This is a genomic window from Salmonella sp. SAL00670, from assembly GCF_046552235.1.
Classification (GTDB): domain Bacteria; phylum Pseudomonadota; class Gammaproteobacteria; order Enterobacterales; family Enterobacteriaceae; genus Salmonella; species Salmonella enterica.
Genome location: NZ_JBGDUO010000004.1, coordinates 375,225 through 390,953 on the forward strand (window position 1 = coordinate 375,225; position 15,729 = coordinate 390,953).

Annotated in this window: 18 protein-coding genes; 9 read left to right on the forward strand and 9 right to left on the reverse strand. The window is 50.5% G+C overall.

Translation table 11 applies throughout. The features are described 5' to 3' along the window. Window positions 1-51 precede the first annotated feature (51 nt). Genes ACLJRS_RS15715 through ACLJRS_RS15740 form a run of 6 tightly spaced genes read left to right on the forward strand, consistent with a single transcriptional unit; the run spans window position 52 to window position 4,683 of the window. Entirely contained in the window at window positions 52-474 is a 423-nt protein-coding gene (locus ACLJRS_RS15715; protein WP_000820693.1) for a PTS sugar transporter subunit IIA, read from the forward strand. A 14-nt stretch (window positions 475-488) separates the two neighbouring features. Beyond that, window positions 489-950 carry a PTS sugar transporter subunit IIB gene (locus ACLJRS_RS15720; protein ID WP_000634729.1) on the forward strand — a complete coding sequence of 154 codons (462 nt, stop codon included), beginning with the start codon at window positions 489-491 and terminating at the stop codon, window positions 948-950. Window positions 951-975: 25 nt separating this feature from the next. Further along, complete coding sequence (locus ACLJRS_RS15725; RefSeq protein ID WP_000568567.1) at window positions 976-1,755, forward strand: PTS mannose/fructose/sorbose/N-acetylgalactosamine transporter subunit IIC; 780 nt, start codon at window positions 976-978, stop codon at window positions 1,753-1,755. Then, complete coding sequence (locus tag ACLJRS_RS15730) at window positions 1,733-2,581, forward strand: PTS system mannose/fructose/sorbose family transporter subunit IID (protein WP_000178065.1); 849 nt, start codon at window positions 1,733-1,735, stop codon at window positions 2,579-2,581. The genes ACLJRS_RS15725 and ACLJRS_RS15730 overlap by 23 nt, the downstream gene beginning before the upstream one ends. Before the next feature lie 12 nt (window positions 2,582-2,593). Further along, complete coding sequence (locus ACLJRS_RS15735; protein ID WP_000075423.1) at window positions 2,594-3,655, forward strand: SIS domain-containing protein; 1,062 nt, start codon at window positions 2,594-2,596, stop codon at window positions 3,653-3,655. Between the two features lie 17 nt (window positions 3,656-3,672). After that, a complete protein-coding gene (locus ACLJRS_RS15740; protein WP_000900307.1) occupies window positions 3,673-4,683 on the forward strand; it encodes an SIS domain-containing protein in 1,011 nt (336 codons plus the stop codon). Window positions 4,684-4,815: 132 nt separating this feature from the next. On the opposite strand, the gene opgB is transcribed toward ACLJRS_RS15740, so the two are convergent. The 6 genes from opgB to ACLJRS_RS15770 form a co-directional block, all read right to left on the reverse strand. Further along, window positions 4,816-7,107, reverse strand: coding sequence for a phosphatidylglycerol--membrane-oligosaccharide glycerophosphotransferase (gene opgB / locus ACLJRS_RS15745; protein WP_001292707.1), 2,292 nt, complete (start codon window positions 7,105-7,107; stop codon window positions 4,816-4,818). Between the two features lie 282 nt (window positions 7,108-7,389). Continuing rightward, on the reverse strand, window positions 7,390-7,851 hold the full coding sequence (locus tag ACLJRS_RS15750; protein WP_001090314.1) for a DUF2501 domain-containing protein: 462 nt from the start codon (window positions 7,849-7,851) through the stop codon (window positions 7,390-7,392). A 57-nt stretch (window positions 7,852-7,908) separates the two neighbouring features. Beyond that, window positions 7,909-8,646 carry a DNA replication protein DnaC gene (gene dnaC, locus ACLJRS_RS15755; protein ID WP_000799924.1) on the reverse strand — a complete coding sequence of 246 codons (738 nt, stop codon included), beginning with the start codon at window positions 8,644-8,646 and terminating at the stop codon, window positions 7,909-7,911. Window positions 8,647-8,648: 2 nt separating this feature from the next. Next, on the reverse strand, window positions 8,649-9,188 hold the full coding sequence (dnaT, locus tag ACLJRS_RS15760; protein ID WP_000098578.1) for a primosomal protein DnaT: 540 nt from the start codon (window positions 9,186-9,188) through the stop codon (window positions 8,649-8,651). Window positions 9,189-9,280: 92 nt separating this feature from the next. Continuing rightward, window positions 9,281-9,754: a threonine/serine exporter gene (locus ACLJRS_RS15765; protein WP_000511329.1), complete on the reverse strand. Its 474-nt coding sequence runs from the start codon at window positions 9,752-9,754 to the stop codon at window positions 9,281-9,283. Continuing rightward, entirely contained in the window at window positions 9,745-10,521 is a 777-nt protein-coding gene (locus ACLJRS_RS15770; RefSeq protein ID WP_001670711.1) for a threonine/serine exporter ThrE family protein, read from the reverse strand. Before ACLJRS_RS15770 ends, ACLJRS_RS15765 begins: the two co-directional genes overlap by 10 nt. A gap of 712 nt (window positions 10,522-11,233) precedes the next feature. Here ACLJRS_RS15770 and ACLJRS_RS15775 point away from each other — a divergent pair. Together ACLJRS_RS15775 and bglJ are read left to right on the forward strand one after the other, a co-directional pair. Beyond that, entirely contained in the window at window positions 11,234-11,959 is a 726-nt protein-coding gene (locus ACLJRS_RS15775) for a LuxR C-terminal-related transcriptional regulator (protein ID WP_000936666.1), read from the forward strand. Further along, the gene (bglJ, locus tag ACLJRS_RS15780) at window positions 11,920-12,594 is read left to right on the forward strand and encodes a DNA-binding transcriptional activator BglJ (protein ID WP_000431546.1); all 675 of its coding nucleotides are present in this window, start codon (window positions 11,920-11,922) and stop codon (window positions 12,592-12,594) included. Before ACLJRS_RS15775 ends, bglJ begins: the two co-directional genes overlap by 40 nt. A 50-nt stretch (window positions 12,595-12,644) precedes the next feature. Here bglJ and ACLJRS_RS15785 read toward each other — a convergent pair whose 3' ends face one another. From ACLJRS_RS15785 to ACLJRS_RS15795, 3 genes are all read right to left on the reverse strand, one after another. Further along, entirely contained in the window at window positions 12,645-13,103 is a 459-nt protein-coding gene (locus ACLJRS_RS15785; protein ID WP_000058276.1) for a YbaK/EbsC family protein, read from the reverse strand. Between the two features lie 150 nt (window positions 13,104-13,253). Then, window positions 13,254-14,042, reverse strand: coding sequence for a siderophore-iron reductase FhuF (fhuF, locus tag ACLJRS_RS15790; protein ID WP_000331532.1), 789 nt, complete (start codon window positions 14,040-14,042; stop codon window positions 13,254-13,256). A 120-nt stretch (window positions 14,043-14,162) separates the two neighbouring features. Then, entirely contained in the window at window positions 14,163-15,227 is a 1,065-nt protein-coding gene (locus ACLJRS_RS15795; protein ID WP_000211207.1) for a GGDEF domain-containing protein, read from the reverse strand. Between the two features lie 250 nt (window positions 15,228-15,477). Here ACLJRS_RS15795 and ACLJRS_RS15800 point away from each other — a divergent pair, with 250 nt between their 5' ends. Continuing rightward, a complete protein-coding gene (locus tag ACLJRS_RS15800) occupies window positions 15,478-15,714 on the forward strand; it encodes a DUF1435 domain-containing protein (protein ID WP_000941877.1) in 237 nt (78 codons plus the stop codon). The last annotated feature ends 15 nt before the right edge of the window (window positions 15,715-15,729 follow it).

The following is a 15,729-nucleotide window of genomic DNA, read 5'->3' on the forward strand; positions in this document are numbered from 1 at the left end:
GCACGCCGCTTGCTCTCTTTTATCACAGTGGAATGTGTTTTAGAGGTCAGGATGAAGAGACATTATATTTTCGCCAGCCACGGCACGCTGGCCAGCGGGGTTTTAAACTCCGTGGAGCTGATTTTAGGCAAACGGTCAAATGTCTGGACGCTGTGCGCTTACGTTGAAGAGAGCGTAGATTTAAGCCAGCAGGTAGATACGCTAATTGCCCGGATCCCGCCGGAAGATGAAATTATTGCGCTGACCGATATTTTTGCCGGCAGCGTGAATAATGAATTTGTCCGTTATTTATCACGGGAAAATTTTCATCTGCTGGCAGGGATTAACCTGCCGCTGGTTATCGATCTCTTTATGTCGGAAAACGATGGCAATACCACGCATACCATAATGACGGCGTTAGCGGATTCAAAAGAAAATATTCAGTATTGCAATCAAACTATCACCAGCGCCATGCAAAGCGATAAAGATTTTTAAGGGGAGGAAGCGTCATGATTGTTTTTTTACGGGTGGATCATCGTTTATTACATGGACAGGTCGCCTTTTCCTGGACGCAGTACGTTGGCGCCGACTGTATTTTAATTGCCAACGACAGCGTACCTAATGATGACCTGCGTAAAACCACCATTAAGATGGCGAAGCCGCCCGCGGTGAAGCTGGTTATTAAAAATATTGCCGATTCAATTGAAGCGATAAAAAGCGGCGTTACCGATAAATATAAACTTTTTATTGTTGTTGAATCCGTGGCGGATGCGTACCGGCTGGCGCGCGAATTACCCGACATTAAAAGCATTAATTTAGGCGGCACGAAGGTACGTGAAGGGAGCCAGAATATTGCTAAAGCCATCAATCTGTTAGCGGATGAAATGACTCAACTTCGGGAGCTGGCGGCTGGCGGAGTAGAGATAGAAATTCGGCTGGTGCCTAACGATCGTAAACAACTTTTTGCCTGAGCGGATTAACGCCTGAGGATATTTTATGATAGAGGCACTTTTACTGGGACTGGTGGCGTTTATCGCCCAGTCTGAATATGCATTAGGGACGTCGCTGATTTCCAGACCTATCGTGACCGGACTTTTAACCGGACTGGTGCTGGGCGACATGGAAACCGGAATTGTGATGGGCGCGACGCTGGAGTTGGCGTTTATCGGTTCCTTTTCGGTGGGCGCGTCGCTGCCGCCGGATGTGGTCACTGGCGGTATTTTAGGTGTGGCCTTTGCGATTAATTCTGGCGCTGGGGCGGAAACCGCGCTGTTATTAGGTTTGCCTATCGCGACACTGGCGTTAATTGTGAAAAATATCTATAACGGAATGTTTATTCCGTTGCTCTGTCATAAAGCCGATGCTTACGCTGAGATGGGGGATACCCGGGGCATTGAGCGTATGCATTTAATCTCCGGCATTGGGCTGTCGCTGACGCTGGGGATTATCGTCACGGTCTCTTATTTAGCGGGCGTGAATATGGTTAAAGGTTTTCTGGATGCCATTCCAGAATTTATTAAACATGGATTAAGCGTTGCCACCGGTATTATTCCCGCGCTGGGTTTTGCCATGCTGGCGCGCTTATTAATTAATAAAAAGGTCGCCCCCTATTTTTTCCTCGGTTTTGTTTTAATGGCGTATTTAAAAATTCCGGTGACGGGTATTGCAATTCTCGGCGCGATCGTCGCCGTCGTGATGGTCAATATGCCGAAATTTGCGGCCTCGCAACCGGCACCTGCGCAAGGAGCGTCTCATGACGATGAAGATGATTTCTGATAAAGACCGCCAGCAGGCGGAAACCACTGGTCTGGTCACCGCGCGTGATTTACGCCGCGTCTTCTGGCGGTCATTCCAGATGGAGTTTTCCTGGAACTATGAACGACAAATGAACCTAGCGTTCGTCTATACGCTCATTCCGGTATTAAAGAAACTGTATAGCCGAAAAGAAGATCTTGCCGAAGCGCTAAAACGCCATCTGGCTTTCTTTAATACCACGCCGCACATTGTGACGTTGATCCTCGGTATTACCGTGGCGATGGAGGAGAAAAATAGCCAGCAGAAAGAGATGGACGCCAGTTCTATCGATAACGTCAAAGCGTCGTTAATGGGGCCGCTGGCGGGTATTGGCGACTCTTTTTTCTGGGGAACATTGCGTCTTATCGCCACTGGCATCGGTACCAGTCTGGCGCTGAAAGGCAATATTCTGGGGCCGATTTTATTTCTGCTGGTGTTTAACGTACCGCATATTCTGGCCCGCTGGTTCTTTACCCGCTGGGGCTATGTGCTGGGAACCGGCGTACTGCAACGCATTCAGCAAAGCGGAATGATGGAAAGCCTAACCTATGGCGCCTCGATTATCGGTCTGATGGTGGTTGGCGCGATGACGGCCTCCATGATTGATATCACCATTCCCATTACGTTTGGTACGGGAGAGGCGAAAACCCATGTTCAGGACATTATTAACGACATCATGCCTTGTCTGCTGCCGTTAATTAGCTTCGCCATTGTGTACTGGCTGTTAGGGAAAAAAGTGAAACCGTTAACCATCATTGGCGGTATAGCGCTGGTGGGAATTTTCGGTTCCTGGATAGGGTTATTTTAAGAGGGATACACAATGTCACCAACCATGCTGACCTATATTAACGAAGAGTCTGACGTCCTGGCGAATATTATTCGCCGCCATCGCCAGTCGCTGGAAGATGTATCGCGGTTCGCCAGCCAAAAAACGTTACGACGAATCCTGATATTAGCCACCGGATCGTCATTGAATGCCGCCTTTTGCGCCCGTTATTTCTTTGAGCGCTGCGGTATCTCTATCGATATTAAAGAGCCGTACACCTTTAGCCAGTATGAGAATAGCGATCCGCAAGCCGATATGGTTATTGCTATTTCCCAGAGCGGGAAAAGCGCTTCTACCCTGGAGGCGATGCGTAAAGTTCAGGCGCAGGGACGTCCGGTATTCGCTCTGACCGCCGATCCGCAAAGCCCTCTTGGCAAGGCCAGTGATTATCCACTGGATATTCTGACCGGGATTGAGTCCGTCGGCTTTGTTACCCGTGGATTTAGCGCGACGGTACTGAATCTGTTGCTTATCGCGTTGTTAGTTGCCCGTCAGCAGCAGCGACTGACGGAATCGCAGGTCGAGGAGTATGTGGCGCAGCTTCAACGCATCGCGGCAACCCTGCCGTTGGTTATCGTGCGTACGGAAGCGTTTATTCACCAGCACCAGTCCGTTTTACGAAACGGGACGCGTTTTGTGGCGATAGGCTACGGCGCGCTGGTTGGGGTGGCAAAAGAGTTGGAAACTAAATTTACCGAGACGGTACGTGTTCCCTCAAGCGGGTTTGAGCTGGAAGCCTATATGCACGGCCCGTATCTGGAAGCCAATGCGGAACACGTGATGTTCTTCTTTGAGGACCGGCCCGACGCGCGCTCCAGGGCGCTACGGGAGTATATGACGCCTGCGGTCGCCAAAACCTTTACTCTCACGCTGGCGAAGGCGGCGCAGGATGACCAGACGCTTGCGCTGGATGTAGCGGTTGATCACCATTTCTCGCCATTGCTGTTGATTGTGCCGGTACAACTCATGGCGTTTCATATCGCCTCACTGAAAGGCATCGACCTTTCGGTACGCATTTTTGACGATTTCGATCGCGTTTTAAAAAGTAAAATCTGAACAATCAGGAGAAAAATATGTTGGGTTTTAATCAGGACGAGTACCTGACGAGTGCTCGTGAGATCATCGCTGCGCGCCAGAAGGCAGAACAGGTTGCTGACGAGATTTATCAGGCCGGGTTCAGTTCTTTATTTTTCGCCTCTGTTGGCGGTTCACTGGCGCCAATGATGGCAATTAATGAATTTGCCAAAGAATTAACAACGTTGCCGGTTTATGTTGAGCAGGCGGCAGAATTAATTCATAAAGGAAATAAGCGGCTGAATAAAGACTCTGTGGTTATTACGCTGTCTAAATCCGGTGATACCAAAGAATCGGTGGCGATCGCCGAGTGGTGTAAAGCGCAGGGAATACGCGTAGTCGCTATTACCAAAAATGCGGACTCTCCGCTGGCGCAGGCGGCGACATGGCATATTCCGATGCGTCACAAAAATGGCGTGGAATATGAATATATGTTGCTGTACTGGCTGTTTTTCCGCGTGCTGTCGCGCAATAACGAATTCGCCAGTTACGATCGCTTCGCCAGCCAACTGGAAATTCTGCCGGCGAATCTGCTGAAAGCGAAACAAAAATTTGATCCGCAGGCGGACGCTATCGCCAGCCGTTATCATAACAGCGATTATATGATGTGGGTCGGCGGCGCGGAGATGTGGGGCGAGGTCTATCTGTTCTCCATGTGTATCCTGGAAGAGATGCAGTGGAAGCGCACGCGCCCCGTCAGCTCTGCGGAATTTTTCCACGGCGCTCTGGAGCTGCTGGAAAAAGACGTTCCGCTCATTCTGGTGAAAGGGGAAGGGAAATGCCGCGCGCTGGATGAACGCGTTGAGCGTTTTGCCAGTAAAATTACCGATAACCTGGTGGTGATTGATCCGAAAGCGTATGCGCTGGACGGCATTGATGATGAGTTCCGCTGGATCATGGCGCCCTGCGTCGTCTCGACACTGCTGGTTGATCGGCTGGCGGCGCACTTCGAGAAATATACCGGACACAGTCTGGATATTCGTCGCTACTACCGTCAGTTCGATTATTAACAGAAAGGGGCGTGTAGCATATACAGTGCCTGATGGCGTTTCGCTTATCAGTCCTGTGCGCCAGTTTATTGATAAAGATGATGTGTAGGCCGGGTAAGGCGCAGCCGCACCCGGCATATATGACATTCTCTTTTAACCCTCAACATTCACCACTTTGATCTCCACCATGCCAATCCCCAATTTGCGCGGCGAATGGCCCAAAATATTACCTTCGTTGGTGGAGACGGGAGCGGGCGGCGCAATGACTAAGGTATTCGCGTCCGTCGGGTTGTTGAAATGCAGCGTGATAGTGGACACATCGTGACCCAGCACCAGCGTCTGTTCTTCGTTGCCTACGCGTACCGGAATCGGCCGATTCGCGTTGTCGCCGAAGGCTTTGGCGGTGATCACCAGATCAAACTTTTTCGGCAGCGGCGCTTTATATTCGATTTTAACCTCATCGCCCAACTGCGCATTTGACCAGCGCCCCCAGGACTCCGGCCGGGAAATGCCGCTAAACTGCTTCACCTCCTCCGGCGCGCCCGCCACATTAAAGATAAAGCTATCGGCTTTATAACGAATATCGTTATCGACAATCTTTAAGGTATCGACGTTGCCTTTGTAGCGTTCCATATCGATCATCGTGTCTTTAAACGCCGTCTTACCCTGCCACTGCGCTTTATCGACATGCTGTACGGTTTGCTGCCCGCCAAGCTGCCCCTGCGAGACGCACCAGTCGGTGGAGAGCGCCAGCGCCGGCGCCCATAGCTGTGCCATTTTGTAGCAGCGATCGATCCAAACGAAATTATCGCGCGGGGCGAAGTCGGCCAACTGGAACCGTAGCGGAGCGGAGTATTCACTTTCCGGTAACGGTTCAACACGCTTATCCGATACGCGCAGTAGTAACGGCAGGCGGAAGTGGCTGCCGGAAAACGCGATCGTGTTTTTGTCCCGATCGATAGTGAACGCTTTTATCTCTTTCGGGAAATTCCACAGGCGAATGATATCCGGCTTCATCGCCAGCACTTTCTCTTTTACATTCAGGAACACTTCCGACAGCGACTGCCCGGAAAGGCTGCTACGTCCCAGACCGATAAAATTATCGCCGCCGAGAATATCCAGCACCGTTGCGCCGTTGTCCATCGTGTTGCGTTTGACCGCCAGCGTCTCCTGCTGTGGTTTATCGCCGCGCAGAATGAAAAACAGATTGTTGCGATCTTGCTTATTCAGGTATTTCCAGGCCGTATTGTTCATCGCCAGATGGTCGGAAGAGACGACGATAACGGTATCTTTAAACCACGGTGACGCTTTGATTTTGTTGATAAACTCGGCGATGTTTTCCTGGCTGCAACTTACGGCGCTAAAGGACTGGTTGGGCTTGCCGTCGTAATCGTAGCGTTTGCGGTTGCAGGTGCGTGAGATAAACCCGTCCGGGTGGTGAGTATCTACGGTCAGCGTAAACAGCGAAAAACGCTGGCCTGAGCGGGAAAGCGCTTCAAATTTCTTCCATGCCTCATCGAGCACCGTATCGTCGTAGAAGCCCCAGTCGTTACGATAAGACGGGTCCGCCACCACCGTTTTTAGCTCTTCAGCGCCGTACAGATGATCAAATCCGTGTGATTTCAGGAACACGTCTTTCCCGGCAAAACGCAGGTTAGCGCCCTGCACGAAATAGTTCTGGTAGCCGGAGTTTTTCAGAATATCACCGAGGCAGATATTCTGCGGGAAGAAGCTGGAAACCGACGCTGAGGCATTGCCCTCAAACGGCGCAAACAGCGGAATACCGCACTGGGAAGCCACCATCCCGGCGATGGTGTAATCCGTTCCCGGCAGTTGCATGGTATGGCTGAAATCCAGCCCCTCATTTTTCAGCGCGCCTAACTCTGGCGTGAGATTGGGGAACGCGTCATTATCAAAATAGGTCCGTTCCAGGCTCTCGCCGTAGATATAGACCAGATTGAGCTTCGGATTAGGAATGGTTTTTGCTGGTTCTTTATAATAAACGGCAAAATCCGGATCGCCATCGCGCATTTGTGATTTTACCAGTTCGGTGATCTGGCGAAACGCCGGGCTGGCGTCGACCGAACCTAACGCCAGCAGTAACGCCAGCAGGCTGTAACCGACATGATGAGGATGGTGACGGCGGCGGCGTAGTATCCATCCCAGCGCGCCAAATACCGCCACTAACGCCAGGGCAATGCCGATTCCCGGCAGAATATATTTGCCGACTCCCGCTCCCGTCAGACTATTCGTGAGCGTATAAAGCACTGCGTCGTTGATCCCGTCGCCGGTAAAATAGTCGCTGGCATACAGGGTAATATTCAGAATGACAAAAAGTCCCAGCACCGTGAGAGTGGCGGCAAACCACCAGGTGTTACGGCCCGCCTTCCAGGCATATATCAGCACAGAGGCGAGAAACAGAGCGACAGAGAGCAACTCGGACAACTGACGATCCTCAATAAACCAGGCTTATCGCTGGCAGGAAAAAATTTCTAACAATGTAATAGCGATGTCACATTGCTGCAATTCTAATAACTTTACACGGCGCTGTTATTTAGAATGAGTTTAGAAAGTTGGTTTTTTGATCGGCATCACTTCCTGCCATAGCGGTTAATAACAGGAAAAGACGAAGAGAAAAATCGGGTTAATGCCGTGTTGGCGGGTAAAGGGCCAAAACACGGCTTTTATCAGGGCGTCCCGGCGTGGCGCACGGTCAGAAAAACGCAGTCAGGAGAGGAAATTCAGCCCTTGCTGCAACACCAGATCGCAAGCTTTGGTTTTCACCTTTTCCGCCAGCGGCGTACTGCCGATATTATTGAGGTTCAACTGCTGGCCGTCCTTCGTCTTGAGCAACCCTTGCAGGCCGTTCAGGTAGTTAGTGTCCTGCTCCTGCTGTGTGGTATCCAACCCCAACTTGTTCAGAATCTGATTTTTAACGTTTTCCACGTTGGTAGCGGATGCCAGTTTCTGTTTGGCGCAGTACTGCAAAATACCGGCGGCATTATTCATATTATCGGCGCTGAGCGACTGGGCACCTCTGCTGAGCAGACCGGTTAGCGCAGAAAGCGACATCCCGCCCTGCTGTGCGTTCGCGCCCTGAGCGCTTAACTGACTGGCGGCAATACCGCTGGTGGAAATCAGTACGCTGGCGATCGCCGCGCAGCACAGAACATGTTTCGCTGTATTCATGGTAATCACCTGTGTTATGCCAGTCAGGCGTCGTATCGCCCTGGCGCACGTTGCAATTTAATACTCTTTACCCGTCACCCGGCTGCGGTAACTGTCCCAGGTAAAATTAACCCATAAACTGTTGCCGAGACGCATACGGTCCATGACGCGTTCGCCAAGCATTTTCGTCATCTCTTCCATATTGCTGTTCGTCAACATGCCGGTGGGACGTTTTGACGAGGAACGACGATCGACAATTTGATTGATGATCACTTTTTCATAGCGAGATTCGGTCTGCACGCCGATCTCGTCGATCACCAACAGATCAACGTTACTCAGATCGTTAAGCAACTGCTCTTCGCTGGTTTCCCGATTGCTGAACGTGTCTTTCATCGCTGACATAATATCCGCTACGGTGATAATCAGTACCGACTTTCCGCGCAGCAGCAGCTCGTTACAAATAGCCGCGGCGAGATGGTTTTTACCGGTTCCCGGCTTGCCGGAAAAGACAAAGCTGGCGATATTGCCGTCAAACTCATCAACGTACTGTCGGGCTTTGCTTAACGCGTTCATTTGTCCGTCGCACTCAACCCGATAGTTATCAAACGAACAGTTCTGATGCAGCGGTCGAATGCCGGAACGGTTAAAGGTGCGCTGCATTTTCATCGCCCGGTTTTCCCGCGCCAGCGCTGCCGCCCGGATCTCGCCCTGCTCTTTCTGCCAGGCCAGCAGTTCTTCGCCCGTTTTAAACGCCGGCGTAATATGCGCAGGCATCATTTTTTGTAGACGCTGCATCAGGTCGCCAACATTTTTCATCGTTACCCCCTAAAACCTGGTGGAATATGATTGTCAGGTTCGCTGACGCTATTGATGTCGCGCTGCGGCATTCCGCCATTGCTGGAACGGCTGATTTGCACGCTGCGCGCCAGCTTTTGCTGCCACTGGATATGGTGAAAAACCTTACCTTCCGCCTGCCAGTAGGCGATAAACGCCGCCAGCTCTTCTGCGGTGACCGGCTCCCGAAGCGCCACGCCCCAAAGGGCAGCCTGACGCTGAAAATCCGCATCCGGTTGCCAGGCGGGATACATGGCGAATTTTCCGCAGGGAATCGCAACGGGGGCGGCTTCGGGTTCTTCGTAAAATTGCGCGTCTAACGCCACATCGCTTCCCGGACGTGATAACTTTTCTTCAAGCGCCAGCAGTTCAGCCATGCGTGCAGGCGTCACGGCATAAAAGGCAGGCGCATTATTAGCGAATACCGCCACTGCGCCGCCCGTTGACTTCGCCAGCACAGCATGATGATCGTGTAAAAGGACGTCAATACCGATGACGTCCGACGTTAAAATTCTGGAAGACATAATGTTTCTCAATATGGAACAACAACCGAGAAGGGCGACTGTTTTTATAGTACCACACAGACCTGTAAGAACAGCAGGAGGCGTTCCACCAATCACACGCGGGGGCGTTTGCGGTACAGCCATAATCCCGGTACAGAGAGGCCAATTGAGAGTGCGCCAACAATGGAAGAGGCTTTCAGAAAATTGGTCAGCAGCGTGATCATCATCGGTTCGCTATAGCCCAGATGGCTAATTTTTACTGCGGAAATCATCGCGGTATAGGCGGAAATCCCCGGAAACATCGGGATCACGGCCGCGACGGTAAACACTTTAGGGTGAGCGAGATACCAGCGTGACCACTGAATACCAATACTGCCGACCAGCAGCGAAGCCATAAACGTCGACCATTCGATATTAAAGCCAGCGCTCATCATCAGCATACGCGAGCCATGACCCAGCGCCCCCAGTAGCGCGCACCACGGAAGCGCCCGGTGGGGAACATTAAAGACCATCGCAAACCCGACGGCGGGGATCGCAGACAAGATCATGTCCTGCATTAGCGCCAGTAAAAAGTCGATTATACCCATCCTCGTAGCCCCCATACTGTCATTGACATCACTACGCCCACACAGGTGGCCAGTGTCAACAGGCTGGCGATAGCCCAGCGCGCCAGCCCGGTATTAATATGTCCTTTAAACATATCTGCGACGGAATTAATCAGCGGAAAGCCCGGCACCAGTAGCAGTACGCTCGCCGCCATGGCGATAGTGGGCGTCTGGCTAAAGGCGGGAAGGGTGAGCATCAGCCCGGAAATCGTGGTAGCGACAAAGGCGGTAATGCAAAAATTGATCTGCGGATGTAAATGCCGCTGCGCCAGCATCTGGCGAATATACATGGCTATCATACTGGCGAAAAAGGTGATAACCGCGCCATCCCAGCCGCCATTATTCAGCTTACAAAAGCAGGAGCAGGAAAGACCGACCATAAACGCCACCAGCCAGCGCGGATAACGCAGCGGGCGGAGCTGGCTAAAGCGTTTTTCCACGCCTTGGTAATCCAGCAGACGATGTTCCGCGAGGATAACGATATGCTGCACCTCCGTGACGACGTGCATATTAATGCCGCGATCCTGGTTTTTACGTGTCGATGTCAGACATTGTCCGTCTTTAATGGTCGTCAGGACAATGGCGTTAGAGGAGATCGCGCTTTCGACGCTATCCATACCGAGCGCCAAACCGAGGCGGGTGGAAAGCTCATCAACCAGTGCGCTTTCCGCCCCGTGCTGCAATAAAAGCAGCCCGCATTGAATACATAACCGTGTTACTGCTCGTTGAATTGATTGCTCTTCTTGCATGACTCGTCCTGTCCGAAAAGACATTCTATGCGCCGCCACTATGACAGAGGCTTTCTTTTTAACACGAAGCGCAGGCATGATGGCGTTGGTTAAGATCAATTTCTTGTTGATAAAAACGTCAGCCGCCAGACGCAACGCATAAGCTTCCTGAGACGTGCGCTTCGTCACAGGCAGGATATCCTTATGGGCGACGGTTCTCGTATGTCCGTTTCCAGAATAGAGGCATTATGCCAGCCTGGCCGCTCATTTTTGAATCAATGACGTGGTGAATTTTATCAACGATATGCATTAATGGTTTAACCACAATGGCGTGAGCAGCGGGCGTAAAATTAGGCATGACTTAGTGTAATTCGCAGATATTACATGGGTTTTATGGATTGTAGACAGTATTGTTGGGCTTTTGTTTTAGGACTCAGCAATATGAATGAAGGGCGAACTCATATTTTAAATTTATTAATATGATGCGTTTTTGTTAGAATTGCTAATGTGCAAATTTAGTTAATTTAATTGTCTTGCTTCTGGTTTTATGAGTAACTATGCGATAGTGATTTCATGTTTTTGTGCTATGTGGATTGTAGCGCAATCAATGTTATATTTTTAAAAATAAAACAAGGATAATTAATCCACTCGGCTTATATTTCTTTGCGCTCATTGTTAATAGTGTTTTTATTAATGGGGCAATGAAAAGTGGCGGCGTGGGTGCGGAGGAATTATGCTGCCAGGATGCTGCAAAAATGGACTTATTATCAGTAAAACCCCTCTTATACAGGAAGGCCTTAAAGGGGCTATAACAGGTAATTTCCCCGATTATAAACTGGCGTATTGTCGTACGATAGAAGAGCTAACGCTGCTACAGCTACGCCGGAGTAATTTAGTTATTGCTGATTTAGCAGTTAACAATGCCTCTTCCCGCGCTATCTGCGAATATTTTTATAGCTTAATCTCGCAATATCGCGACATACATTGGGTATTTCTGGTTCCTAAATCCTGCTATCCACATGCGGTTGATCTCCTGATGGGCCCCGTCAGCACCTTGCTTTCAGACGAAGAGCCAATCGAGAATCTTATTAGCGTTATCCATGCGGGAAACGCTCGCTCAGAAAGAATAAGTAAAACGTTATTATCGCCTCAGGTACCGTCTGAAATTCAGCAGTCCCACGACAGGCCGATTGTCCTTACGCTGTCTGAACGAAAAGTATTACGCCTTTTAGGAAAAGGGTGGGGCATTAACCAAATTGCGGCGTTACTTAAAAAAAGTAATAAAACAATTAGCGCCCAAAAAAATAGCGCCATGCGACGCTTATCAATACACAGTAATGCAGAGATGTATGCATGGATAAACAGTTCTCAGGGAGCCAGAGAATTGAACCTACCTTCGGTATATGGAGAAACCATGGAATGGAAAACAGAATCAGCAAGAGAAATGTTGCGCTCGTAGAAAAATGCGTGATGAGCACCATTGGTATTAAAGGGCTATTTGATGCAATGCCGGATTGCCGACATACGCTTCATATTTTTTCAAAACCATCCGCGTTTTATAAGGCTGCGCTAAAGACGCCGTTTTCTGCCGTTATTTTTTCTCTTTCTGCGTTAAGAACTGAACGCCGGACAGGATTATCCAGCCTGACGGAACTGGCGATAAATTATCCCCATATGCGGCGTCTGGTGATTGCCGATGATGATGCTGAAGCCCGCTTAATCAGCGCATTATCCCCGCTGCCGCTGGATGGGGTCATCAGCAAAGCGTCGCCGTTGGATGTTTTACAGGATGCCTTATTTACATCGCTTAATAGCGCCCGGCGGACAACGGAGCGTACAGACAATCTTTGGGAACTTCACCAGAATTGTATGCTTAGTCCAACCGAGCGGGAGATTCTGCGTTTCATGTCGAACGGCTACTCAATGCCGCAAATTGCCGTCCAGTTAGAACGTAACATTAAGACTATCCGGGCGCATAAGTTTAATGTGATGTCCAAGCTGGGCGTGAGTTCTGATGCCGGGTTACTCGATGCGGCGGATATTCTGTTATATCTGCGCGCCGGAGATGCTACCGCGCTCCAGCATCGGGTATAGCCCGCGCCGGATGCGCCGTGCTTGTTCGGGGAATCCGGGTGTCAGGCACGTTATTGGCACACGTCTACCCAGGTCGCCGATGTCAGTTCAGCCATTCTTTCCGGCGTGATGCGTACCGCGCTGTGCGTGGCGCCTGCGGCAGGCAATACTTCGTTATACCCCTTCAGAGAGATGTCGCAATAAACGGGCAGCGGGTGCTCCAGCCCAAAGGGACATACGCCGCCGACAGGATGTCCGGTTGCATTGACCACTTCATCGCTGCTCAACATACGGGCTTTTGCGCCGAAAGTGGTTTTAAGCTTCTTATTATCCAGGCGGGCATCGCCTTTCGCGACCACCAGGATAATGGTGTCTTTTACTTTAAGCGAGAGCGTCTTAGCTATCTGCCCTGGCTCTACGTTGTGCGCTTTGGCTGCCAGCTCGACAGTCGCTGTGCTTTGATTTAATTCGATAATTTCAATATCGGGAGCATGATCGGCCAGAAATTGCCGTACAGATTGCAGACTCATTCTTCTCTCCTGAGACCTTACCAATAGCCACGGTAGACCCAAAAATGGCAAAACGTAATTTGGCATACGGAGAGCGCCGCTGTAAATATAATAATGTGACAGGCCAGCAGCAGTAAGCCGTGACGATAACTGAAGGCAACGTAACGCGGTTTACTTTAACGTGCAGTCGCCGCACTGTTGTACGTCAGGTAAGCGGTAACGTTGGCAGCAGGTTCTGCGTACCAGAAGACCGTCGCGCATTACGACGGTCCGCCACAGCGGGTTATCCTGACCGTCGGATAGCTGCTTTTCAAAAAAACAGCGCTGGCGTAGCGTTGCCAGTAGGGCTTCGCCAAGCAGCGGTTTCATCTCAGTCAGATACCAGTTGATTAAATAACCGGTATTGCTCCAGATAAGTTTCGCGTTGATGTCGCCAGTCGCCTCCAGCGCCTGAATGACCGGCTGTAGTGCGGAGACTACCAGCGTTTCCATTCGTTCTTCCGGGGAACGCCCCGTTGCCAGGTTATCCTGATGCACATCAAGCCAGAAACACGCGGCGCGCCCGGTTTCATGAAATTCAACGTGAATATGTTCTGCCGAGACATTGATAGCGCGCGCTTGCGTCAGTAATGCCAGCATCAGCGGCGGCGCCATCAGCCCGATATACCATTGCGCCCACAGGGAGAGTAACGGCTTATTTTCACGTGGCAGGCCTGGCGTGTGCCGATAGATGTGATCGGAATAGGCGGCCAGCAATGAACGAAACGTCGCGGGGCGCGTCCACTGGGCAAGAGTCATCGCCGTTGGCGGCGGCGTTTCATCCAGCCGGATGAAGTCCAACAGGTGCTCACGGGTAGAGGCGATCGTCTCGCGTACTGCGTCCGCCAGCGAGGCGTCTTCCGGCTGGGGAGCGGCTCGCCAGATAATATCGTCAGCAATCGGTGCGGAACGGTAGGCCATAGCGCAGTTTAATGATGTTAATCTAAATGATAATGATTGCTAATCCTATCGATAGCGATAAACGATGGCAAGCGGTTTATGGTTAACGCTGCTGGCGTAGCACGATTACGCCAACAGGATTCATAGGGCGCGCATGTCGTCGCTGACCAGAATGTGGTTACGTCCAAGATGCTTGGCTTCGTAGAGCGCTTTATCCGCTTTTTCGATAGCGTCTCCGATATTGCGATCCGTCAGGGGCGCAATGCCGATACTGACAGTGACATTGGTGGCGACGCTTTCGTTAAACATATGCGGGATTTTAAGATCGTATACTTCCTGTCGGATACGTTCTGCGGTAGCGCGGGCTTGCTGTGGTTCGGCGGTGGTCAGCAACACCAGAAATTCTTCCCCGCCAAAACGGCAGACGACATCGCGCGATCGCACGGCGTCCCGAATTGCCGCTGAGACGCGAATTAACGCCTGATCGCCCATCATATGACCGTAGTGATCGTTATACGCTTTGAAATGATCGATATCCAATAGCAGGACGTAGTGTTCATGGCTGCCCGGCGCCTGTAACGTATCCAGCCGATTTTGCAGGCCACGGCGGTTATATAAGCCGGTTAATGGATCAAGCATACTCAGGCCATTGAGGGTTTCCCGCTCGGCCAGCAGCTTAAACATGAGCTGTTGGGCAAAATTATCGTAGCGTTTCTGGATAACATGTTGAATAGCGATTCCCACCATTGGCAGGGCCAGCAAATAGAGAATTCGCAAACCTTGTTCATTACCGTTCAGCCACAGGCAGACCGCGACTGGCGGTAGCGAATAGAGCGTAAACGCGACGATATTCGCGGCAAAGGCTATCGAGCCGATAAACAGAACGCTAAGCAGGGAAATCAGTAAAAAAGAGAAATCATAATGGCCTAACGCTGGATACTTTAGCGCAATATGCGCCGCCCATATTCCCCCAAAGAGTAGGGAGATAAAGGGGAGATTAATTCTTTTTTGTCCATATTTCCCATGCCATATCAACAGTAATACGCTCAGGACCACTATCCCGATCATTGGCGTGCAAAATACATTGATCTGATAAAGGGGGAAAACGAGAGTAAATAGCGCCGACACGGCGTTGAGAAACAAGAAAAGACGTAAAGAAAACTGATACTTCTTAATACGAAGCGACCGCCAGGATGGTGTTGTCATGGGTAATTGTCGTTATTTATCGGTGATATACACGGAATCGGGCGCCAACATGAAAATAACGTATGAGAAAAGGTCGCCTAAAGCGAGGTGTTGTTGTTTTTACGTTAACAGTCGGACAATTTATCACCTTACTGAATACGTGTCATCAACCGTTAAGTAAAACTCATCTCTTTAGCTTTCTCCCTGGCTGACAAATGAGAAAATATATCATATGATATTGGTTATCATTATCAATTCCAGAGGTGAAACCATGTTGCAGCGGACGTTAGGCAGCGGATGGGGCGTGTTATTGCCTGGAGTGATTATCGTTGGACTGGCGTTTATCGGCCTGTCAGCTGATGCGCTGAAGCTGTTGATTGTATCAGGATTGCTACTGTCTGCGCTGATGTTGTATCACAAACAATTACGGCATTTTGTACTGCTGCCATCGTGTATGGCGCTTATTGGCGGCATGATGTTGGCAATGATGAACTGGAATCAGGGATGAAAATGAAGAGACAAA

Coding starts and splice junctions, on each gene's coding strand:
- ACLJRS_RS15800 (WP_000941877.1), top strand. CDS start 15,478: ATGTTGCAGCGGACGTTAGGCAGCGGATGGGGCGTGTTATTGCCTGGA.
- fhuF (WP_000331532.1), bottom strand. CDS start 14,042: ATGGCCTACCGTTCCGCACCGATTGCTGACGATATTATCTGGCGAGCC.
- ACLJRS_RS15795 (WP_000211207.1), bottom strand. CDS start 15,227: ATGACAACACCATCCTGGCGGTCGCTTCGTATTAAGAAGTATCAGTTT.
- ACLJRS_RS15735 (WP_000075423.1), top strand. CDS start 2,594: ATGTCACCAACCATGCTGACCTATATTAACGAAGAGTCTGACGTCCTG.
- ACLJRS_RS15730 (WP_000178065.1), top strand. CDS start 1,733: ATGACGATGAAGATGATTTCTGATAAAGACCGCCAGCAGGCGGAAACC.
- ACLJRS_RS15715 (WP_000820693.1), top strand. CDS start 52: ATGAAGAGACATTATATTTTCGCCAGCCACGGCACGCTGGCCAGCGGG.
- ACLJRS_RS15775 (WP_000936666.1), top strand. CDS start 11,234: ATGCTGCCAGGATGCTGCAAAAATGGACTTATTATCAGTAAAACCCCT.
- bglJ (WP_000431546.1), top strand. CDS start 11,920: ATGGAAAACAGAATCAGCAAGAGAAATGTTGCGCTCGTAGAAAAATGC.
- dnaT (WP_000098578.1), bottom strand. CDS start 9,188: ATGTCTTCCAGAATTTTAACGTCGGACGTCATCGGTATTGACGTCCTT.
- ACLJRS_RS15785 (WP_000058276.1), bottom strand. CDS start 13,103: ATGAGTCTGCAATCTGTACGGCAATTTCTGGCCGATCATGCTCCCGAT.
- ACLJRS_RS15770 (WP_001670711.1), bottom strand. CDS start 10,521: ATGCAAGAAGAGCAATCAATTCAACGAGCAGTAACACGGTTATGTATT.
- ACLJRS_RS15740 (WP_000900307.1), top strand. CDS start 3,673: ATGTTGGGTTTTAATCAGGACGAGTACCTGACGAGTGCTCGTGAGATC.
- ACLJRS_RS15725 (WP_000568567.1), top strand. CDS start 976: ATGATAGAGGCACTTTTACTGGGACTGGTGGCGTTTATCGCCCAGTCT.
- ACLJRS_RS15750 (WP_001090314.1), bottom strand. CDS start 7,851: ATGAATACAGCGAAACATGTTCTGTGCTGCGCGGCGATCGCCAGCGTA.
- ACLJRS_RS15765 (WP_000511329.1), bottom strand. CDS start 9,754: ATGGGTATAATCGACTTTTTACTGGCGCTAATGCAGGACATGATCTTG.
- dnaC (WP_000799924.1), bottom strand. CDS start 8,646: ATGAAAAATGTTGGCGACCTGATGCAGCGTCTACAAAAAATGATGCCT.
- ACLJRS_RS15720 (WP_000634729.1), top strand. CDS start 489: ATGATTGTTTTTTTACGGGTGGATCATCGTTTATTACATGGACAGGTC.